The 18,277-nt window shown below is 66.7% G+C and carries 16 protein-coding genes; 6 read left to right on the top strand and 10 right to left on the bottom strand.

All coding sequences use genetic code 11. The features are described 5' to 3' along the window. Positions 1 to 142: 142 nt before the first annotated feature. The 3 genes from BDI24065_RS01825 to BDI24065_RS01815 form a co-directional block, all read right to left on the bottom strand. Entirely contained in the window at positions 143 to 355 is a 213-nt protein-coding gene (locus tag BDI24065_RS01825) for a hypothetical protein (RefSeq protein WP_175029752.1), read from the bottom strand. A gap of 10 nt (positions 356 to 365) precedes the next feature. Further along, positions 366 to 1,355, bottom strand: coding sequence for an RDD family protein (locus BDI24065_RS01820; RefSeq protein WP_175029751.1), 990 nt, complete (start codon positions 1,353 to 1,355; stop codon positions 366 to 368). Between the two features lie 503 nt (positions 1,356 to 1,858). Next, complete coding sequence (locus BDI24065_RS01815) at positions 1,859 to 3,010, bottom strand: porin (RefSeq protein ID WP_175029750.1); 1,152 nt, start codon at positions 3,008 to 3,010, stop codon at positions 1,859 to 1,861. Between the two features lie 569 nt (positions 3,011 to 3,579). On the opposite strand from BDI24065_RS01815, the gene BDI24065_RS01810 reads away from it, so the two are divergent. The 4 genes from BDI24065_RS01810 (at position 3,580) to BDI24065_RS01795 (ending at position 7,836) form a co-directional block, all read left to right on the top strand. Further along, entirely contained in the window at positions 3,580 to 4,617 is a 1,038-nt protein-coding gene (locus BDI24065_RS01810; RefSeq protein WP_175029749.1) for an ABC transporter substrate-binding protein, read from the top strand. 70 nt (positions 4,618 to 4,687) lie between these two features. Then, a complete protein-coding gene (locus tag BDI24065_RS01805; RefSeq protein ID WP_175029748.1) occupies positions 4,688 to 5,653 on the top strand; it encodes an ABC transporter permease in 966 nt (321 codons plus the stop codon). A 14-nt stretch (positions 5,654 to 5,667) separates the two neighbouring features. Next, positions 5,668 to 6,489 carry a quaternary amine ABC transporter ATP-binding protein gene (locus BDI24065_RS01800; RefSeq protein WP_175029747.1) on the top strand — a complete coding sequence of 274 codons (822 nt, stop codon included), beginning with the start codon at positions 5,668 to 5,670 and terminating at the stop codon, positions 6,487 to 6,489. 417 nt (positions 6,490 to 6,906) lie between these two features. Further along, positions 6,907 to 7,836, top strand: coding sequence for a glycosyl hydrolase family 18 protein (locus BDI24065_RS01795; RefSeq protein ID WP_175029746.1), 930 nt, complete (start codon positions 6,907 to 6,909; stop codon positions 7,834 to 7,836). Between the two features lie 38 nt (positions 7,837 to 7,874). On the opposite strand, the gene BDI24065_RS01790 is transcribed toward BDI24065_RS01795, so the two are convergent. Then, positions 7,875 to 8,582 carry a hypothetical protein gene (locus BDI24065_RS01790; RefSeq protein WP_175029745.1) on the bottom strand — a complete coding sequence of 236 codons (708 nt, stop codon included), beginning with the start codon at positions 8,580 to 8,582 and terminating at the stop codon, positions 7,875 to 7,877. A gap of 109 nt (positions 8,583 to 8,691) precedes the next feature. On the opposite strand from BDI24065_RS01790, the gene BDI24065_RS01785 reads away from it, so the two are divergent. Then, entirely contained in the window at positions 8,692 to 9,591 is a 900-nt protein-coding gene (locus tag BDI24065_RS01785) for a LysR substrate-binding domain-containing protein (RefSeq protein WP_175029744.1), read from the top strand. A 77-nt stretch (positions 9,592 to 9,668) separates the two neighbouring features. Here the strand turns inward: BDI24065_RS01785 and BDI24065_RS01780 are convergent, their stop codons facing one another. The 6 genes from BDI24065_RS01780 to BDI24065_RS01755 form a co-directional block, all read right to left on the bottom strand. Beyond that, the gene (locus BDI24065_RS01780; protein WP_175029743.1) at positions 9,669 to 10,031 is read right to left on the bottom strand and encodes an immunity 22 family protein; all 363 of its coding nucleotides are present in this window, start codon (positions 10,029 to 10,031) and stop codon (positions 9,669 to 9,671) included. A gap of 83 nt (positions 10,032 to 10,114) precedes the next feature. Next, a complete protein-coding gene (locus BDI24065_RS01775) occupies positions 10,115 to 11,782 on the bottom strand; it encodes a GMC family oxidoreductase (protein ID WP_175029742.1) in 1,668 nt (555 codons plus the stop codon). A 15-nt stretch (positions 11,783 to 11,797) separates the two neighbouring features. Then, positions 11,798 to 13,015, bottom strand: a complete 1,218-nt coding sequence (locus tag BDI24065_RS01770) for a mandelate racemase/muconate lactonizing enzyme family protein (RefSeq protein WP_089443495.1) — start codon at positions 13,013 to 13,015, stop codon at positions 11,798 to 11,800. After that, the gene (locus BDI24065_RS01765; RefSeq protein WP_175029741.1) at positions 13,012 to 14,343 is read right to left on the bottom strand and encodes an MFS transporter; all 1,332 of its coding nucleotides are present in this window, start codon (positions 14,341 to 14,343) and stop codon (positions 13,012 to 13,014) included. Before BDI24065_RS01765 ends, BDI24065_RS01770 begins: the two co-directional genes overlap by 4 nt. Positions 14,344 to 14,475: 132 nt before the next feature. Next, positions 14,476 to 15,900 (bottom strand): aldehyde dehydrogenase, encoded by a 1,425-nt coding sequence (gene aldA / locus BDI24065_RS01760; RefSeq protein WP_175029740.1) that lies wholly within the window; start codon positions 15,898 to 15,900, stop codon positions 14,476 to 14,478. Between the two features lie 314 nt (positions 15,901 to 16,214). Next, positions 16,215 to 17,153, bottom strand: coding sequence for a LysR substrate-binding domain-containing protein (locus BDI24065_RS01755; protein ID WP_175029971.1), 939 nt, complete (start codon positions 17,151 to 17,153; stop codon positions 16,215 to 16,217). 214 nt (positions 17,154 to 17,367) lie between these two features. On the opposite strand from BDI24065_RS01755, the gene BDI24065_RS01750 reads away from it, so the two are divergent. Then, on the top strand, positions 17,368 to 18,243 hold the full coding sequence (locus BDI24065_RS01750) for a LysR family transcriptional regulator (RefSeq protein ID WP_175016717.1): 876 nt from the start codon (positions 17,368 to 17,370) through the stop codon (positions 18,241 to 18,243). Positions 18,244 to 18,277 lie beyond the last annotated feature (34 nt).

The following is an 18,277-nucleotide window of genomic DNA, read 5'->3' as shown; positions in this document are numbered from 1 at the left end:
GCGGCACACAGTGTATCGACGGATGGCCGTCTGTCGACCTGTTACGGTTGACGGGACGGGCTGGCGCATCACGAGCCGGGATGGCCGGATCGCGACCGGATCTTCGCGGAAATCGTGCCGTCACGACGCCATGCGCTGCTGCTCAATATCCGGCGATGACGTAGTAGATCCCGAGGCACGCCACGGCGATGAGCGGGAGCGCGATGACGATGAAGGCGACTCGACCGATGCCGCGCAGGCGCGCCACGCCGACATACAGGCAGAGGGCCCCGAAAAAAAGCGTCAACGGCCAGTAGATGGCGCCGACAATGACCGGCACGATCCAGAGCGGCAGGTCGATGCCGATGTCACTCATTCCGGCTTCCTCACATCGGCTCGGTGCCGTCCATCGTGGCCCATTCGGCAGGCGAGCGACCCATGAAAAACTGGTTTCGCCACGTCGCAATGCCAAGATTGACCGCGCGGACGCTCACCACGGTGACGAGATCCTGTTTTCGCAGCCAGGCCGATGTGGAAAGCGCTGCGTGCGCGACAGCGGTCGCCCCGGCCTTGTTCAGCAGTGTCGGCGTGTTCGAGAGCACGGTGATGGTGGCGATGGCTTTCGGCATCTGGCCCGCCGGGCCGCTCCCCCGCATGTTGGCGATCCAGACGCCGCTCTGGATCACGCCCGGAACGGTGGCGGTCGCACGCTGGATCTGACGGATATCGGCCATGCGATCGTCGTCGATCAGCCGCGTTGCCGCAAAACGACTGCCGGCGAACATAAGCAGGCCAAGGACGGCCAGGATCGCCCAGTGCTTCCGGCCAACCGGAGTGGCCTCCTCGACGGGGGCCGCGACATGCACGACCCTGCTGGCGGTGAGCAGGTCATGCACGGACTGGCGGCTCGGCCGGTTGAAAACGAACAGGTACAGCAATGCCAGGACCCAGAAGAACATGACCGCGCCGTTTGCGGTGGCGAGCCATTCCATGCCCGGATCGCGAAGCGCGGGCAGGTCGATAAAGCCGATGCCGCCGAGTATCAGCGGAACGGCGATCAGCGTGTACCGTGCCCACGCGCGAACGTACCCGGGACCGGATCCGTCAGGGGCGGCGCTATCGGCAACACGGATCTTCATCACTCGCTTGCCGAGCGACTGGTGCCGATTTCCCCCCTCGAGCAGGCCAAAGTAAATGGAACCGATCAGGAAGCCGATCAATCTTCCCCATTCGCCAATCGTCGAAAGGGCATCGAAGAACAGGATCGCGATCGCCAGCCCGATCAAGCCGAGAAGGATCGAATCGATCGAAAACGCGGCGGTGCGTCGCCAGAAGCCCGCGGCACCGTGCGATTTTTGGTTTTCATTGCGCTCCATTGCCGTGGCCCCCGATGCGTTATGTTCGTCGAGCCGTTTGGGCTCGTGGCGGCGCGCGGCCGCAGGATTGCGTCGGCCGACACCGATCCGATCGTGACTGTCAGATCATATCGACCGGCTTGACGCCCAATTGCAAACTATTGTGAGCAATGCGCAAGCGTGAACGGCCTTCGTGTCGCCTGCGGCTGATCGGCGATCGACCCGAACGCGGTGCGGCGTGCGCTGCCGGACGGGCAGCGCAAGCGCGGCGAGCGTAGCGGCCGGGCGCGGGATCGAGACGGGCGCAAGCGGACATGAAAGGCTGGAAGCGATTGTCGGGGATTTTCGTACGGCCGTCGAACGCGTGGGTCCGGTCGACGCGGTAGCCGCTGTCGCGCCCGCGCGCCGCAAATTGGCGAGGCACCATGAAAAAGCCCGCCGGCAGGCTTGCGCTTGCGGGCGGGCAAAGACACCTCGGGCCAACCGGCGCGGGTGTCGCGTGAAGAACGGAGAACCGGGTTACATCAGAACTTGTGGCGCAGTGCGACGCGCACGGCCACCTGGTTCGACGTCGACGACGGCGCATCGGTACCGGGGATGAACGCGTTGTCGAGGATCGAGTTCGTCTTGTCGCCGGCGATGTGCTGGTACGCGGCCTGCACGTACACGTCGGTGCGCTTCGACAGGTTGTAGTCGGCCATCAGCCCGGCCGAGTGGATCTTCGGCTTCGCGTTGCCGGTCGATGCGTCGTACTTCTCGAGCGACAGCACGTACTGCGCGCCGACCATGAACGCCGGCGTGATCTGGTACGAGCCGTTCAGCTCGAAGTTCTGGTACTTGATCGCGCTGACCGTCGCGCCCGGTGCAATGATCGCGCCCGGATTGCCGAGGTAGCCGTTGCCGGTCGGGTTCTTGTAGTTCGAGTTCGTGTACGCGAAGCCGACCGTTGCCGGGCCGAACGTGTAGTTGATGCCCGCGCCGAACACGCGCATGCGCTCGGCGATGTAGCTCGCGTCGTTCGCGGTGATCGCGCCGGCCGAGCCGTCGCCCGGATGGTTCGCCTGCAGGTACGCGGCGCCGATCAGCAGGCCGTTGTTCTGGTACTGCGCGCCGAAGCTGTACGCGCGGTTGTCCGAGAAGTTCGTGCTGTTGCTGAAGCTGTACGCGCCGCCGAACTGGAAGCCGCCGAAGTTCGGGCTCGCGTACTTCACCGTGTTGTCGAGGCGGAACGAGTTGTCGGTGTTGTCGTTGTCGAACGGGTGCGCGAGCAGGTAGCCGCCCCAGTTGCCGTTCGCGGTGGTCGGCGCGAGATAGTCGACGACGGAGTCGTACTGGCGGCCGAACGTCAGCGTGCCGTACTGCGTCTGGCTCAGGCCGACGTAGGCCTGGCGGCCGAACATGCGGCCGCCCTGGTTGAGCCGGCCGGTGTTCACGTCGAAGCCGTTTTCGAGCTGGAAGATCGCCTTCATGCCGCCGCCGAGATCCTCGCTGCCCTTCAGGCCCCAGCGGCTGCCCTGCGCGTAGCCGCTCGCCATCTCGTAGACGTGGCCGGTGCCGACGTTGTTCGTGTAGTTCAGGCCTTCGTCGATCACGCCGTACAGCGTGACGCTGCTTTGCGCGAACACGGGGGCTGCGAAGGTTGCCGTTACGGCGAGCGCCGTCAGGGTCTTTTTCATTGAGAGATCTCCGGGATATCCAGCTTGTATCGGTTGTCGTGAGCGCGTCCGGCGAGGCGCGCCCCGTCATCCGGGGCGACCCGATGCAGCGCGCGGCGCCGGGTCGCGCAAGGCGCGGCGGCGCGGCAACCGGCAGCGTCGGGTCGTGTCTCCTCCGATGACTCCGCGCATTCTTCCCAAGCCGAAAAGGAATCGAAAGCGAGTAATTTCGATGGATGGGATCGGGTTCGCCAATGGGGTCGCGACAGCCCGTTTCGACAGTCGAAACGGGGTGCGCGGCGCCGCGCCGCAACGCCGGTCGCGCAACGGTCGAACGGGGGTGCGACGCCGCCCGGGCCGGGCCGTTCGCGGGCGGGGAAAATCGGCTGCGAGGCCCGTCCAGTGGGCCTGACGGGGCGACCGGAGATCGATTGACGCTGCCGATTGCAATGATCGGAATTACTCGTTTCCCTAAACAAATTGGCGGCTGAAACATGCAGACTGACCGGACGTGGATGCGTTCACGATTCGCCGGTCGCCGCGCATGCCGCGACGCACAAACAACAGATTCGATTTGGAGACGACCCACCATGCAGATTCGACGACTGAAAACGGTCCTTCTCGCCGCCGCGGCGATCCTGTCCGCGCCTGCGGCCCATGCGGCCGGCGGCGCGTGCGCCGACGGCAAGACGGTCCATTTCGCGGGCATCACATGGGAGAGCGGGTCGTTCGCGACCGAAGTGCTGCGGCAGATCATGGAGAAGGGCTACGGCTGCAAGACGGACGTCGTGCCGGGCAGCACGGCCGCCACCGAAACGGCGCTCGCGCGCAACGACCTGCAGATCTGGGCCGAGCAGTGGACGGGCCGCAGCGAGATCACCGCGAAGGCCGTCTCGTCGGGCGCCGTGAAGCTGATCGGCGACACGCTGCCGGGCGGCACGACGGAAGGCTGGTTCGTGCCCGACTACGTGGTGAAGGGCGATCCGGCGCGCAACATCAAGCCGGTCGCGCCGGGGCTCGTGTCGGTCGACGATCTGCCGAAGTACAAGCAGGTGTTCGCCGACGAGGAGGAACCGGACAAGGGCCGCTTCCTGAACTGCCCGACGGGCTGGGACTGCGAGCGCGTGAACACGCGCCTGTTGCGCGTGCTGAAGCTCGACCAGTCGTACACGAATTTCCACCCGGGCACCGGCGCGGCGCTGGACGCGGCGATCGCATCCGCGTACCAGCGCGGCGCGCCGATAGTGTTCTATTACTGGGGCCCGGCTGCGCTGATGGCGAAATACAAGTTCACCGCGCTGAAGATGCCGGCCTATAACGAAGCATGCTGGAAGACGTTGCGCGACGAGAGCAGCACGCACCAGTGCGCGTCGTCGTACATGGTGTCGCGGCTGACGGTCGGCGTGTCGAAGCCGTTCGCCGATGCGAATCCCGATCTGATCGGCGTCTTCGGCAAGGTGCGTTTCCCGATGGACTTCCTGAACCAGACGATCCTCGAGATGACGACGAAGAAGATCGACGGCGCGGCGATGGCCACGCAGTTCCTGAAGACCCGCCCGGACATGTGGAAGCAGTGGGTGCCGGCCGACGTCGCGCAGAAGATCGCCGGCAGCCTGAAGGGCGCGTAACCTGCGCGCGGCGGCGGGCTCGCGCCTGTCGCCGCCGTCACGCGCCTTCGCGGCGCGACGGAGAATCATCATGAACGGCTTCTTTCTGCACCTGTCGATCGCCGACTGGGTGAACAGCGCGCTCGAAACATTCGTCGCGCAATACGGCGACAGCTTCCATCACTTCAGCGTGCTGGTGCTGCGCTACCTGCTCGTGCCGCTCGAAGGCGCGCTGCGCGTGGCGCCGCCGTGGCTCGTGCTGCTGGTCGTCGGTGCGATCGCGTGGAACGCGACGCGCCGCATCGGCCTCGGCGTGCTCTTCATGCTGCTGCTCTACGCGATCGGCTGCTTCGGCCTGTGGGACAAGCTGATGCAGACGCTCGCGCTGATGCTCGTCGCGACGGTGCTGTCGGTCGCGATCGGCGTGCCGGTCGGCATCCTTGCATCGCGCAGCGCATGGCTGCGGCGGATGCTGCTGCCGGTGCTCGACGTGATGCAGACGCTGCCGAGCTTCGTGTACCTGATCCCGGTGCTGATGCTGTTCGGCCTCGGCAAGGTGCCTGCGATCCTCGCGACGATCATCTATGCGCTGCCGCCGCTGATCCGCCTGACCGATCTCGGCATCCGCCAGGTCGATCCGGACGTGACGGAAGCCGCGCGCGCGTTCGGCACGACGCGCTGGCAACTGCTCGTCAACGTGCAGCTACCGCTCGCGCGGCCGAGCATCATGGCCGGCATCAACCAGACGACGATGATGGCGCTGTCGATGGTCGTGATCGCGTCGATGATCGGCTCGCGCGGGCTCGGCGAGGACGTGCTCGCGGGCATCCAGACGCTCGACGTCGGCAAGGGTACGCAGGCCGGCCTAGCGATCGTGATCCTCGCGATCGTGATCGACCGGATCAGCCAGGGCTTCGGCCAGGAGCGTCGCGCCCGGCGGCGGCTCGCGCAGCAGCGCCGGCAGAAGGGCGCGTCGCGCGTGCCGTACCGGCTGCCGCGCAAGGCGCAGTCGGCGGGCGTCGATTCGAATCAGGCGACGCAGTCGTCGCGTGCATAGGAACGGAGACAGACATGGCGACCATCGACGTCAAACACGTGTACAAGCTGTTCGGGCCGCAGGCCGCGCATGCGCGCGTGCTCGACCTGCTGCGCTCGGGCAAGCGCAAGGCCGACGTGCTGGCCGAAACGGGCTGCAACGTCGGGCTCAACGACGTGAGCCTCGGCATCGAGTCGGGCGAGATCTTCGTGATCATGGGGCTGTCGGGCTCCGGGAAATCGACGCTCGTGCGGCACTTCAACCGGCTGATCGAGCCGACGGCCGGCGAGATCGTGATCGACGGCAGCGACGTGATCAAGCTCGACGCGCACGGGCTGCGCGAGCTGCGCCGCTTCAAGGTCAGCATGGTGTTCCAGAACTTCGGGCTGCTGCCGCACCAGACCGTGCTCGACAACGCCGCGTATGCGCTGCGCACGCGCGGCGAGAAGCGGCACGACGCGGCCGAAGCCGCGCGCAACTGGCTGACGAAGGTCGGGCTCGACGGGTATGGCGATCATTACCCGGACGAGCTGTCGGGCGGGATGCGGCAGCGTGTCGGGCTGGCGCGCGCGCTGGCGGCCGATACCGATGTGCTGCTGATGGACGAGGCGTTTTCCGCGCTCGATCCGCTGATCCGTACCGAGATGCAGGATCAGTTGCTCGAATTGCAGGCGACGCTGTCGAAGACGATCGTGTTCATCACGCACGATCTCGACGAAGCGCTGCGCATCGGCGACCGGATCGCGATTTTGCGAGACGGCACGCTCGTGCAGGTCGGGACGCCGGACGATATTCTGTCGCGGCCGGCGGATGAGTATGTGCGAAGGTTCGTGGAGAAGCGCACGAGCGTGAATTGACGTATCGCAGCGCAAGGCGAAAGGGCGGCACACGCGGTGCCGCCCTTTTGCGTTCATGTGCGCCGCATCTTCTCGCGTGACCCCGTGTCGCCGGTGCCCGCGCCGCGCTTGCCCGCGCGCGGCTCAGGCAGGCGGGATTCGTTTCTTCGTCGGCGAGCCTGCGCTTGAGCGCATCCATTCAAGTTTCTGCGCGACGCACCGTTAATTCCGGCTACGAAAGAGCCTAACGGGACCGCCATGAAAGTAGTCAGCCTGATCTGCGCCGTCGGCGCCACGCTCGCATTATTCGGATGCGGCGGCGGTGACGGCGCATCGGCAACGAGCACGGCCACGCCAACGTCGAATGCGCCGGCCGCCGGCGCGCCTGCAGCCAGCGCCCCGGCCGCATCGACACCGGTCGCCGCGCAGGCCAGACAGGTGCTCGGCTACTTTACCGGCACCAGCGATTCGATGAATTCCGCCACTGCTGCCGCCACACCGATCACCGCCGTGTCGCTGGACGTCATCCTGGTGGCGGCCGACGGCACGCTGAGCGGCACGCTTCCGGCGAACCTCATCGCGAGCGACGCGGCTGCCGGGCGGGCGTCGTACGCGAGCCTCTCCAATTTCGGCGCGACGGACTTCGATCCGGCGATTGCCCACGGCGCCCTGGTGACCAACCGCGCCGCCGCGCTCCAGAACATCGTTGCGCTTGCCAGGACGGCGAACCTGACCGGCATCAATCTTGATTTCGAAGGCATCGATCCTGCGGACCGCGATGCGTACACCCGCTTCGTGACCGACCTCGCTGCGCAATTGCACGCGATCCACTCCACGCTGGTGCTGAGCGTGCCGGCCAAGACGAGCGACGATTCGACCAACACGTGGACGTGGCCCTACGATTACGCGGCGCTCGGCCGGAGCGCGGACCTGATCCAGGTGATGACCTACGACGAGACGGTTCCCGGCCGGGCTCCGGGGCCGGTCGCGGGTAGCGACTGGATGCTGGCGTCGCTGCAATACGCATCCGGACAGATCCCGGCGAACAAGATCCTGCTGGGCTTGCCGGCTTACGGTTACGACTGGAACCTGACTGCCGGTACAGGGACGTCGGTCGCGTACAAGGACACGCCGGCGCTGCTCGCTTCGGCCGGCGCGACGCCGCAGTGGGACGCGGCGACCCAGGCCGCTCATGTCCGCTACACCGCGGCGGACGGCAGCGCACATGAGTTCTGGTACGAGACGGCGCAGGGTATTCAGGCGAAAGCGCAGTTCGCGAAGACGCTCGATCTCGCCGGCGTGTCGATGTGGGCCCTGGGCGATGAAGACCCGACCTTCTGGAGCGCAGTCACGGCAGCGCTCAATTGAGCTGCCGTGAACCGGCGTGAAGCGGTGAGATTGCGCGGCTACGGCTCGATCGACCCATACCGCGGATAGCGCCCGCTTCTGTAATTTTCAGGCATCCTGCATTTCTGGTAACTCTGCATCAGCCGGAACGCGGATTTCTCCCGGTCCGTCTCGTCGCCTTCCTGAAGCCACAGCGCATGGCTTTTCTCCGCGAGCACGATGAGCAGGCGCCGTCTGGCGGCCGACAACGCCGAACGATCCAGCAGGTCGCACACGAGATTGGCCGTGACCACGCCGAACAGCCTGCGGTACTCATGGCAGTCGTTCGACGCGAGCAGTTGCATCGCTTCGGCGAAGGCCGTTTCTGCTTCCTCCACCGATCGCTGCAGCGTGATCGCGGGAAGGGCAAGTGCCGTGATGTAGACGCGATCGTCGGCGTCGAACCTGTCGAGTGACGCATTCACGTCCTCCAGTCGTTCGAGCACCGCATGCTGGCGATCGATGCGCCGGAGCGAGTCGGCCGGTGCGTCGTTGTACGCGTCCACGAGTTGGTCGAGATAGCCCATTCCCGCCTGCCAGTCGCCGAGATGCTCGCCGAAGACGTGCGTCGCGAGCTCAGCCAGTTCGACGAGATCCTGCTCACCCAGCGGGAACGCAAGCCGCTCCCGCAAGCGCGCGGCGACCGCGGTCGGCTGCTTCGTATGGTCCTGCCAGTCCCGTAACAGCGACTCGCGCAACTGTTCGTCGTACGCCTGCGTCGTCTCCATGCGTTCCTCCATTCGATTGCCCGAATGGTAGGAGCGAGGATGGCGTGTGTACAGTGCAGGTTTGGCAGATATATGATGCATTCGGTGCAAATCTGCGAGGAGTACGGCGTTGAACCGGATCGACCTGAACCTGCTGCTGGCGCTGAAAGCGCTGATCGACGAGGAAAGCGTGTCCGGCGCGGCGCGCAGTCTCGACCTGAGCCCGTCAGCGATGAGCCGGACCCTTGCCCGCGTCCAGGACGCGATCGGCGACAAGGTGCTGGTGCGCGCGGGAAAGGGCATGGTGGCAACCGAAACGGCACGTCGGTTGAAGGAGCCGCTCGACCGCATCCTGCAGGATGTTGAGCTGTTGCTCGGCGCACAGCACCGGTCGATCGACGCGCAGCGCGTGTTCAACATCAGCGCGAACGACGGGTTCATCGATTCGTTCGCGGTGCCCATCATCGCGCAGGCGCACGATGCATGGCCGCATGCGCGGCTGCGCTTTCTGCCCAAGCACGAGAAGACCGTGGCGCGCCTGCGCAGCGGCGAGATCGATATCGAAATCGGCGTGATTGGCGAGACCGGTCCGGAAATCATGATCCGCAAGCTGTTCGACGACCGCATGGTCGGCGTGCTGCGAAAGGGCCATCGGCTGGCGCGGCGCCGGATGACGCTGGATGCTTACTTGTCCGTGCCGCACATCAGCGTGTCGCGCAAGGGGCGCTTTCACGGGCCGATCGACGATGCGCTGAGCGAGCAGGGGCGCGAGCGCAACGTCATCGCGGTGGTGCCGAACTTCAAGTCGGGCATCGAGCTCGCCCAGCGCTCGGACTGGATCGCTCACGTGCCCGAGAAGCACACCGCGCAGGCGCGGCACGACGTCGTGACGTTCGACCTGCCGGTCGCGACGCCCGCGCTCGCGATCTCGATCATGTGGCATCCCCGCTTCGAACGCGACGCGGTGCATGCCGGGCTGCGGGATCTGATCGTGAACGTGTGCCGGCAGGTCGTGGAAGCCACGGTGTGAATCGACGTGTCGAAGAAATGCGAGAGGGGCGGCACACCGCGCCGCCTCTCTCGCGTTCACGCAGACCGGGTTCGGGTTCAGTCGGCGCGTGTATCGAATTCGTAGGTGCCGACGTAGTCTACCGACGCATTGCCGGGCGTCGTGGCGATGTTGGGCGAGTACACGCAGATTGCGCTGTCGGCCACGAGGTCGGCAGGAACGGCATGCACCCACGCCGATCCCCAGGAAGCGCCGTTCAGCAGTTGCGGGACAGGAACGGGCTCGTCCGAATGAATGGCCTCGATGCATCCGGGCTCGTAGTCGCGCAGCGCGATTTCCGTCATGAACGCCGAAGGAATGCTGTCGCCGTCCTCGGTGTAGCGTGCGTCGATGAACGTGCGCATGTCGGTGAACGAGTGGAATCGTCCGCTGGACACGAACAGATGAACGGTAACGATCATGGGGTGGCCTCCCCGGAATGAGGTGGCCGGCGGGGAGCGCCGGCACGCGCGCACGATGATACGCGTGGCGCGTGCCGGGTGCTTCAGTGGGCGACCGTCTCCTGCCGGATTGCCTGCGCGCCCGTCATGTCGCCGCGCAACGCATCCGCCAGAATCAGATCCGCGCCCTTCTCCGCGACCATCATCGTCGGCGCGTTGATGTTGCCCGACGTGATGTTCGGGAACACCGACGCATCGACGACGCGCAGCGCCTGCAGCCCGTGCACGCGCAGCGACGCATCGACCACCGACGTCGCCGCGTCGGGCCCCATCGCGCACGAGCCGCACAGGTGGTAGATCGAACCCGACTGCTCGCGGAAATACTGCAGCATGGCTTCATCCGAATCGACCTGCGGCCCCGGCGAGATTTCCTCGACGGTCATCGACTTCAGCGCCGGCGCGCGCATCAGCGCCCGAATCACCTTGCTGCCCTGCACGGCTTCGTCGAGATCCTTCTGCGTGGTGAGCGCGTTGACGTGGATCTTCGCGGCATCTTCCGCGCGGTTCGACGCGATCTCGATCGTGCCGCGGCTCGTCGGCCGGCACGGGTTGAACGCGATCAGGAAGCCCGAATAGGGCTCGGGCTTGATGCTCGCGCGGTCGCTCTTCGGGATGCGGTACGACAGCGGGTTGAAGTAGAGCTGGAGGTTCGGCTCCGGCGCATCGTCCGTGCCGCGGAAGAAGCCGCCCGCCTGGTTCACGCTCATCGCGAGCGGGCCGCGCTTCGTCAGCAGGTAGCGCAGCCCGATCTTCATCTTGCCGAGGAGCGTACCCATCTCGTCGTTCAGTGTCGGACGGTTCGCCTTGAAGTAGAAGCTCACGCACAGGTGGTCCTGCAGGTTGCGGCCGACGGCCGGCAGCGCATGCACGAGCGGCACGCGCTGGCGTGCGAGCAGCGCCGGATCGCCGACGCCCGACAGTTGCAGCAGCTTCGGCGTATCGACCGCGCCGGCCGCGAGGATCACCTCGCGCGCGGCGGCGAGCGTTTCGTCGCCATGTTCGCCCGCGACGACCACGCCGGTCGCGCGCGTGCCGTCGAACGTCACGCGCCGCACGAGCACGCCGGAGCGCAGCGTGAGGTTCGCGCGGCCCAGCGCGGGGCGCAGGTACGCGAAGCTGCTGGAGCAGCGTTCGCCGTTCTTCGTGTTCAGGTCGTAGATGCCCGCGCCTTCGAACTGCGCGCCGTTGAAATCGTCGGTGCGCGGCAGGTTCAGTTGCCCGCAGCCCTTCAGGAATTCGTGGACGATCGGATGCACATCGGCCTTCATCGACGTGATGTGGATCGGCCCGGTCGCGCCGTGATGCTGCGGATCGGTCGTGCCGGCCGCATGGGTTTCGAGCTTGCGGAAGTACGGCAGCACGTCGTCGTACGCCCAACCCGGATTGCCGGCGTTCGCCCAGTCGTCGTAGTCGCTGCGCTGGCCGCGCACGTAGACCATCGCGTTGATCGAGCCCGATCCGCCGACCACCTTGCCGCGCGGGCAGTACAGCTTGCGGTCGGCGAGCTGCGCCTCGGGCTCGCTGTAGTACATCCAGTTGTAGCGCCGGTTGTAGTAGGTCTTCGTGAAGCCGACCGGCACCTTGAACCAGAACGACGCGTCGCGTTCGCCCGCTTCGAGCAGCAGCACCGAGTGCCGGCCCGATTCGCTCAGGCGGTTCGCGAGGATGCAGCCGGCCGAGCCCGCGCCGACGATGATGTAGTCGTAGCTCATGTCTGTCCTTTGCGCTCAGCCCTTCGCGGGAGCGAGATCCTTCACGTCGACGGGGTGTTCGCCCATCTGCAGGTGAAGCCGTTCGCCGGTGTACGGCGTGTGACGGCGCACGACGTCCATGTCGAGTTCGATGCCGAGGCCCGGTTCGTTCGACGGGATGATGTAGCCGTCTTCCCAGCGGATCGGCGTCTTCACGACTTCCGCGTGGAAACCGCCCCACGTCATGATGCTTTCCTGGATCAGGAAGTTCGGCGTGCAGGTCGCGAGCTGGATGCTCGCGGCCGCGCCCACCGGCCCGTTGTACAGGTGCGGCGCGATCTGCGCATAGTGCACTTCGGCGAGCGTCGCGATCTTCTTCGCTTCGAGCAGGCCGCCCACGCGCGCGACGTTCAGCTGCAGGATCGACGCGCCGCCGGCTTGCAGCAGCTTGTGGAATTCGTACTTGGTCGTCAGGCGTTCGCCGGTCGCGATCGGAATCGACGTGTGCTTCGCGACTTGCGCGATCGCTTCTTCCTGGCCGGGGGGCACCGGCTCCTCGAACCACAGCGGGTCGTACTTCTCGAGCCGCTTCGCGAGCCGGATCGCCGACGACGGCACCATTTGCCCGTGCGTGCCGAACAGCAGGTCGGCCTTGCTGCCGACGGCCTCGCGCACCTTGCGGCAGAACAGTTCGCAGCGGTCGAGCACTTCGAGCGACAGCTGGTGGCCCGAGTAGGCGGTGTACGGGCCGGCCGGGTCGAACTTGACGGCCGTGAAGCCGAGCTTCACGTTCTCGGCCGCGCATTCGGCCGCGAGATCGGGATCGTCGTAGTCGTATTCGCCCTTCGCGTTCTTCGGATACAGGTACGTGTACGAGCGCAGCCGCTCATGGATCTTGCCGCCGAGCAGTTCGTACACGGGTTTGCCGGCGGCCTTGCCGATGATGTCCCAGCACGCCATTTCGAGGCCGCTGACGACACCCATCATCGTGAGATCGGGGCGCTGCGTGAAGCCGCTCGAATAGGCCTGGCGGAACAGCCGCTCGACGTGATGCGGATCGCGGTTCAGCAGGTGGCGTTCGAACACGTCGTCGATGATCGGGGCCATCGCCTTCGGGCCGAACGTCGCCGAGTAGATCTCGCCGACGCCTTCGATGCCGTCGTCGGTCTTCAGCTTCACGAAGATCCAGTACATCCCGCCGACATGCGGCGGCGGCACGGCGACGATATGGGTTTCGAGCGAAACGATCTTCATGCGGACTCCTGGATGCGGTTGAGGCGGTACTTGAGGAATGCGGCGGCGCCCGCGCCGCAGAGCGCGATGGCCGCGATATAGCCGAAATAGAGCTGGTAGCCGTGCGCGCCCGGATAGGTCTGCGTCACGTAGCCGTTGATCAGCGGGACGAACACGTCGGGCGAATAGCCGAGTACCGAGATCAGGCCGATCGCGAGACCTGCGCAATGCGTCGGCACCTTGCAGTCGTCGAGCAGCGACCAGTACAGGCCGCGGATCGCGTAGGTGAGGATGCCGATGAACAGCACGAGCACGACGAGCATCGCCTGCGGGCTGTGCGCGGGCGCCGCGATCAGCCCGACGAGCGACAGCGCGGCGAGCACCAGCGCCCAGAACAGTACGGACACCTTCGATACGCGGTCGCCGAGGAAGCCGCCGCCGATGCCGCCGACGGGGCGCATCCACAGCTTGAGCGTCGTGATGAAGCCGGCCGCCGTCGCGCTGAGCCCGAAATTGCCTTCGTGCAGGTACGCGGAGAAGCTGTAGGTCGCCCAGAACACCTGGTAGCCGCAGAACACGATCGCGGCGACCAGCCACAGCTCGGGGATCGCCGCGAGCGTCTTCAGGTCGGTCAATACGTTGCCTTGACGGCGCTTCGTGGCCGCCGCGCGGTCGCCCGTGCGCGACGGATCCTTCACCAGGGCCAGCAGCACGCCGAGCGCGATGCAGAAGAACGCGTACAGGTGCACGACGAGCTTGAAGCCGGCTGCATCGGTGCCGCCGCGCGCTTGCGTCACATAGGCGAACAGCGTGATCGCGATCGTCGCGAGCAGCGCTTCGACGAGCCCGCGGCCACCATCGAGCAGGCCGAAGAAGCGGCCCTGTTCGTCGGGGCCCGCGATCATGTTCACGCGCTTGATCACGGCTGCCCAGAACGTAAGGCCGGTGGTCAGCCCCCAGCCGCCGAAGATCAGCACCAGCATGTCGAACGACGGCCTGGTCGTGTAGACGAGCCCGAGCGCGCCGGTGGCGAGCAGCGAGAAGCAGATCAGCCAGCGCGGCGACAGGCGGTCGGCAAGCCAGCCGCTCGGCAAATAGCTGATCAGGAAGATCGTGCCGAGCGACGAGTACAGGTAGCCGAGCTGCACGTCGTCGATACGGAAGAACTGCAGCATCGTCGGCTGGTACACCTGCCGCAGATACAGCATCGGGTAGATCGCCCCGGCGGCGATCACGAGCAGCAGCAGTTGCAGGTAGCGTTGTGCGCGCGATTGCTGCGACGCATGCGCGTCGAGCGCTGTGTCGTGCAACGCGAGCGACGCGGCGGGCGTCGACGGTTGGGTCGGCATGATGTCTTCCTCCATCAGGCGTCCTCGATACGGAGGCCTGCAGATTTTTTATGTTCTGGTTGGGTCAGGGGCGGCGCGCGCGGCGTGGTGTTTGAGTGCGCGCGCCGGAAACGGTGCGTTGGCGTGACGTCGTCAGTACTTCATGACGACGAGGCGCGTCTGCGTGAATTCGAGCATCCCGTGCTTGCCGTCGTCGCCGCCGAGGCCCGAGCGCTTCCAGCCGGCGTGAAAGCCCTGGTACGGGTCGGCCGGCGTGCGGTTCACGTACAGCTCGCCGGCTTCGATCGCGTTCGCGACGGTCATCGCGGTGCGGTAGTGCTCGGTGTAGAGCACCGACGACAGGCCGAACTGGTGGTCGTTCGCGAACCCGATCGCTTCGTCGATCGTCGTGTAGCGCAGCACCGGCATGATCGGGCCGAAGGTTTCCTCCTGCACGATCTCCATGTCCTGCCGCACGCCGGTGAGCAGCGTGGCCGGGTAGAAGAAGCCGGGGCCGGCGGGAATCGCGCCGCCGGTTTCGAGCGTCGCGCCGGCCGCGACTGCGCGTTCGACCATTCCGTGGATGTGCGCGCGCGCCGATGCGCTGACGAGCGGGCCCATCCGCGTGGCGTCTTCCGCACGGTCGCCGATACGCACGGCCGCCATCTTCTCCTTCAGCAGCGCGACGAAGCGGTCGTGCACGCTGTCGTGCACGTACACGCGTTCGATGGCCGTGCAGAGCTGGCCGCAATGGGTCGTTTTCGACGCGACGAGCGCGGTGGCCGCGCGTTCGAGGTCGGCGTCCGGCTCGATGATCGCGGGCGTCTTGCCGCCGAGTTCGAGCGACGGCTTCGCGATGTTCGCCTTGCAGTAGTCGAGCACCTTGCGGCCCGCGTTGACGCTGCCCGTCAGCGTGATCATCCCGACGGCCGGATGCGTGCACAGCGCTTCGGCCGTTGCGTGGTCCATCGTCAGGATGTTGACGACGCCCGGCGGGAAGCCCGCGTCGTCGGCAGCCTTCGCGATCTCGAACGCGGACACCGGCGTGTGGTTGCTCGGCCGCACGACCACGGTGTTGCCGGCGATCAGCGCGGGCGCGATCTTGCGCAGCAGCGTGTAGACCGGGTAGTTGAACGGGATCAGGCACGCGACGACGCCGATCGGCTCGCGTTGCAGGAACAGGTTCTCGTCGGGCGTGTCGCTCGGGATGATCTCGCCCTCGATCCGGCGCGCCCACTCGGCGTGGTAGCGCGTGATCTGGCCCGCGTAGACGGCTTCGTTCGATGCGTCCTCGACGCTCTTGCCGGATTCCTGCGCGAGCGCCGCGCCGATGGCGGGCGCGCGCGCGGTCAGCGCGTCGGCGAATCGGTGCAGGTATGCGGCGCGCTCGGCGCTCGGCAGCTTGCGCCACGCCTTCTGAGCGGCGGCCGCGGCGTCGACGGCGGCGAGCGCGTCGGCCGGCGTCGCGGCCGGCACGCGCGCGAACGGCGCTTCGGTGGCGGGATTGTGGACGACGATGAACGCGTCGCTTTCCGGGGCGACGAAACGGCCGTTCACGTAATTGCGTTCGGTGCGCATGAAGTGACTCCTCCGATGAATGCAGGCGGATCGCTTCGAGTGGCGACACGCGTGGCACGGGACAGAGGCCATTCTGTTCATGCGTTTAGCGCACGACAAACGACTTATTTACGCGCCGAGCATGAGAAAAATGCACGTTACTCGGCGGATCGGCCGGAGTCGCCCGTCCGGCAAGGCTGCTGCGGCGCGGGTGGGTGGCGGGGCGGGCGAAGGCCTGTCGTATTTTCCGACTGGTCCGAATGCGGCCGGGCGTAGAAGCCGGTAAGGTGTCGCCCGCGGCCGGTGGTCGAAGCCGGCCGGCGACGGTTCGCGCGCTAGGCCAGCGGCACGGGCGGCAGTGGCGACGACGGCTCGAGATGGCGCTTCGCGAGCCACACTTCCTGCTGCAGCCAGTCGCGGAACTGGACGATATGCGGCAGATTCGTCTGCTCGGGCCGCGTGACGAACCAGTACGACTGGTGGCCGTCGACGTGCACGTTGAGCACCTGCATCAGTTGCCCGGTCGCGAGTTCGCGCGCGACCATGTGGCGGTCGGCGATCGTGATCCCGAGGCCGTCGATCGCCGCGCGGATCGCATGGTCGAGCAGGTCGAATTCGTAGCCGCCGCGCGTGTCGACGTCGGCGATGCCGGCGGCCTTCAGCCAGTGCTGCCAGGTCAGGTAGCGCTGGTCGTCGGTGGCGAGCACGTGCAGCAGCGTGAAGCGGTTCAGGTCGATCGGCGCGCCGTCCTGTCGCAGCCGCGCATACAGCGCGGGCGCGCAGACGGCGATATGCTGCTCCTGCATCAGCAGGGCGTTGTCGAAGCCGTCCCATTCGCCGTCGCCGAACCGGATCGCGCAGTCGAGCACGCGCGATTCGCCGAGGCTGTCGTGGATGCGGGTCGTGAGGCTCAGCTCGAATTCGGGATGCGCGTCGCGCAGCCGGCCGAGGCGCGGCATCAGCCAGCGCGCGGCGAAGGTGGGCGGCACGTTCGCGCGCAGGCGGTTCAGGTGGGTTTTTTCCTGCAGGCTGCGCACGGTCAGCTCGATCTTGTCGAACGATTGCTGCAGCGCGCGCAGCAGCACGCGGCCGGCCGCGGTCAGTTCGAGCTGGTGATGGCGGCGCTCGAGCAGGGTTTCGCCGAGCTGGCCTTCGAGCTGGCGAACCTGCCGGCTCACCGCGCTCTGCGTCACGTTGAGCAGTTCGGCGGCGCGCGTGAAGCTGCCGGTGCGGCCGGCCATCTCGAAGGCTTTCAGCGCATTCAGCGCCGGCATCTTGCGTCTCACGGGGCGGTGTCGTGTTTGGTGCGGGATGCTTATTGTAGGCGGGTGGCCGCGGGCGCGGGGACGATGAATGGCGGCGACGGAGGGTGCCGGGGTTTGGCGGTATGGCAGTCGGCGCGCCTTGCTGTGACAAGGCTGCCCGCAGGAGGGCCGGCGGTGCCGGCCGGCAACGATACGAACGATACAAACGAAAGGGACACACATCATGCGACGCCTGCCATCGTTGATCGCGCTGCGATTTTTCGAGGAGACCGCGCGTCACCTGAGCTTCAACCGCGCGGCGGTCTCGCTGTGCGTGACGCAGGGGGCGGTCAGCCGGCAGATCCGGCTGCTCGAGGAAGCGCTCGGCGCGCGGCTGTTCGAGCGCGATCACAAGGGCGTGCGCCTGACCGATGCCGGCGAGCGGTTGCTGCCGTTCATCGGGCAGGCGTTCGACACGATCGAACGGGGCGTCGGCGAAATCGCCGCCACGCGGCCGGGTGCGAAGCGGCGGCTGACGGTGTCGCTGCCGCCGACGTTCGCGACGCAGTGGTTCTCGCCGCGGCTCGGCACGCTCGCGGAGGCGCTGCCCGACGTCGAGCTGTCGATCCGCACGGAGCCGGCCGACGATTGCCATTGCCACATCCGCTTCGGGCGCGCGGCGCGGGCCGGGATGCAGTCGGAGCTGCTGATGATGGAGCGGCATGCGCTCGTCGGCGCACCGCGTTATCGCGGCGATGCGCTCGACGTGCTGCTCGGCCGGCTGCCGTCGCTGCATGTGCTGCACGAAGGCAAGCGCCTGACGCTGTGGGCCGACTGGTGCGAGCAGGCGGGCGTGCCGCTGGCGCGGATTGGCGACGGCATCGAGTTTTCCACGCTCGAACAGGCGATCCGCGCGGCGCGCAAGGGCGCGGGGCTGGCGGTGGTCGACCTGAACATGATCGAGGAAGAGATCGGCGAAGGCAGCCTCGTGCGGCTGTCGCCGGTGCAGCCGATCGGGCCGTTCGGGTACTGGCTCGATGTGGCGCCGGAGAGTGTCGCGGTCGAGCCGGTGGTCGCGTTTGCCGCGTGGTTGCGGGAGCAGGCGGGGAGGAGGGGGTAGGGCGGGTGCCTCGATGTTGAGACGCGGCTGATCT

It is taken from the genome of Burkholderia lata (assembly GCF_902499025.1).
GTDB classification, from domain to species: domain Bacteria; phylum Pseudomonadota; class Gammaproteobacteria; order Burkholderiales; family Burkholderiaceae; genus Burkholderia; species Burkholderia lata_C.
The sequence above is the reverse complement of the archived record's forward strand: the minus strand, read 5'-3'. Positions and strand labels throughout refer to the sequence as shown.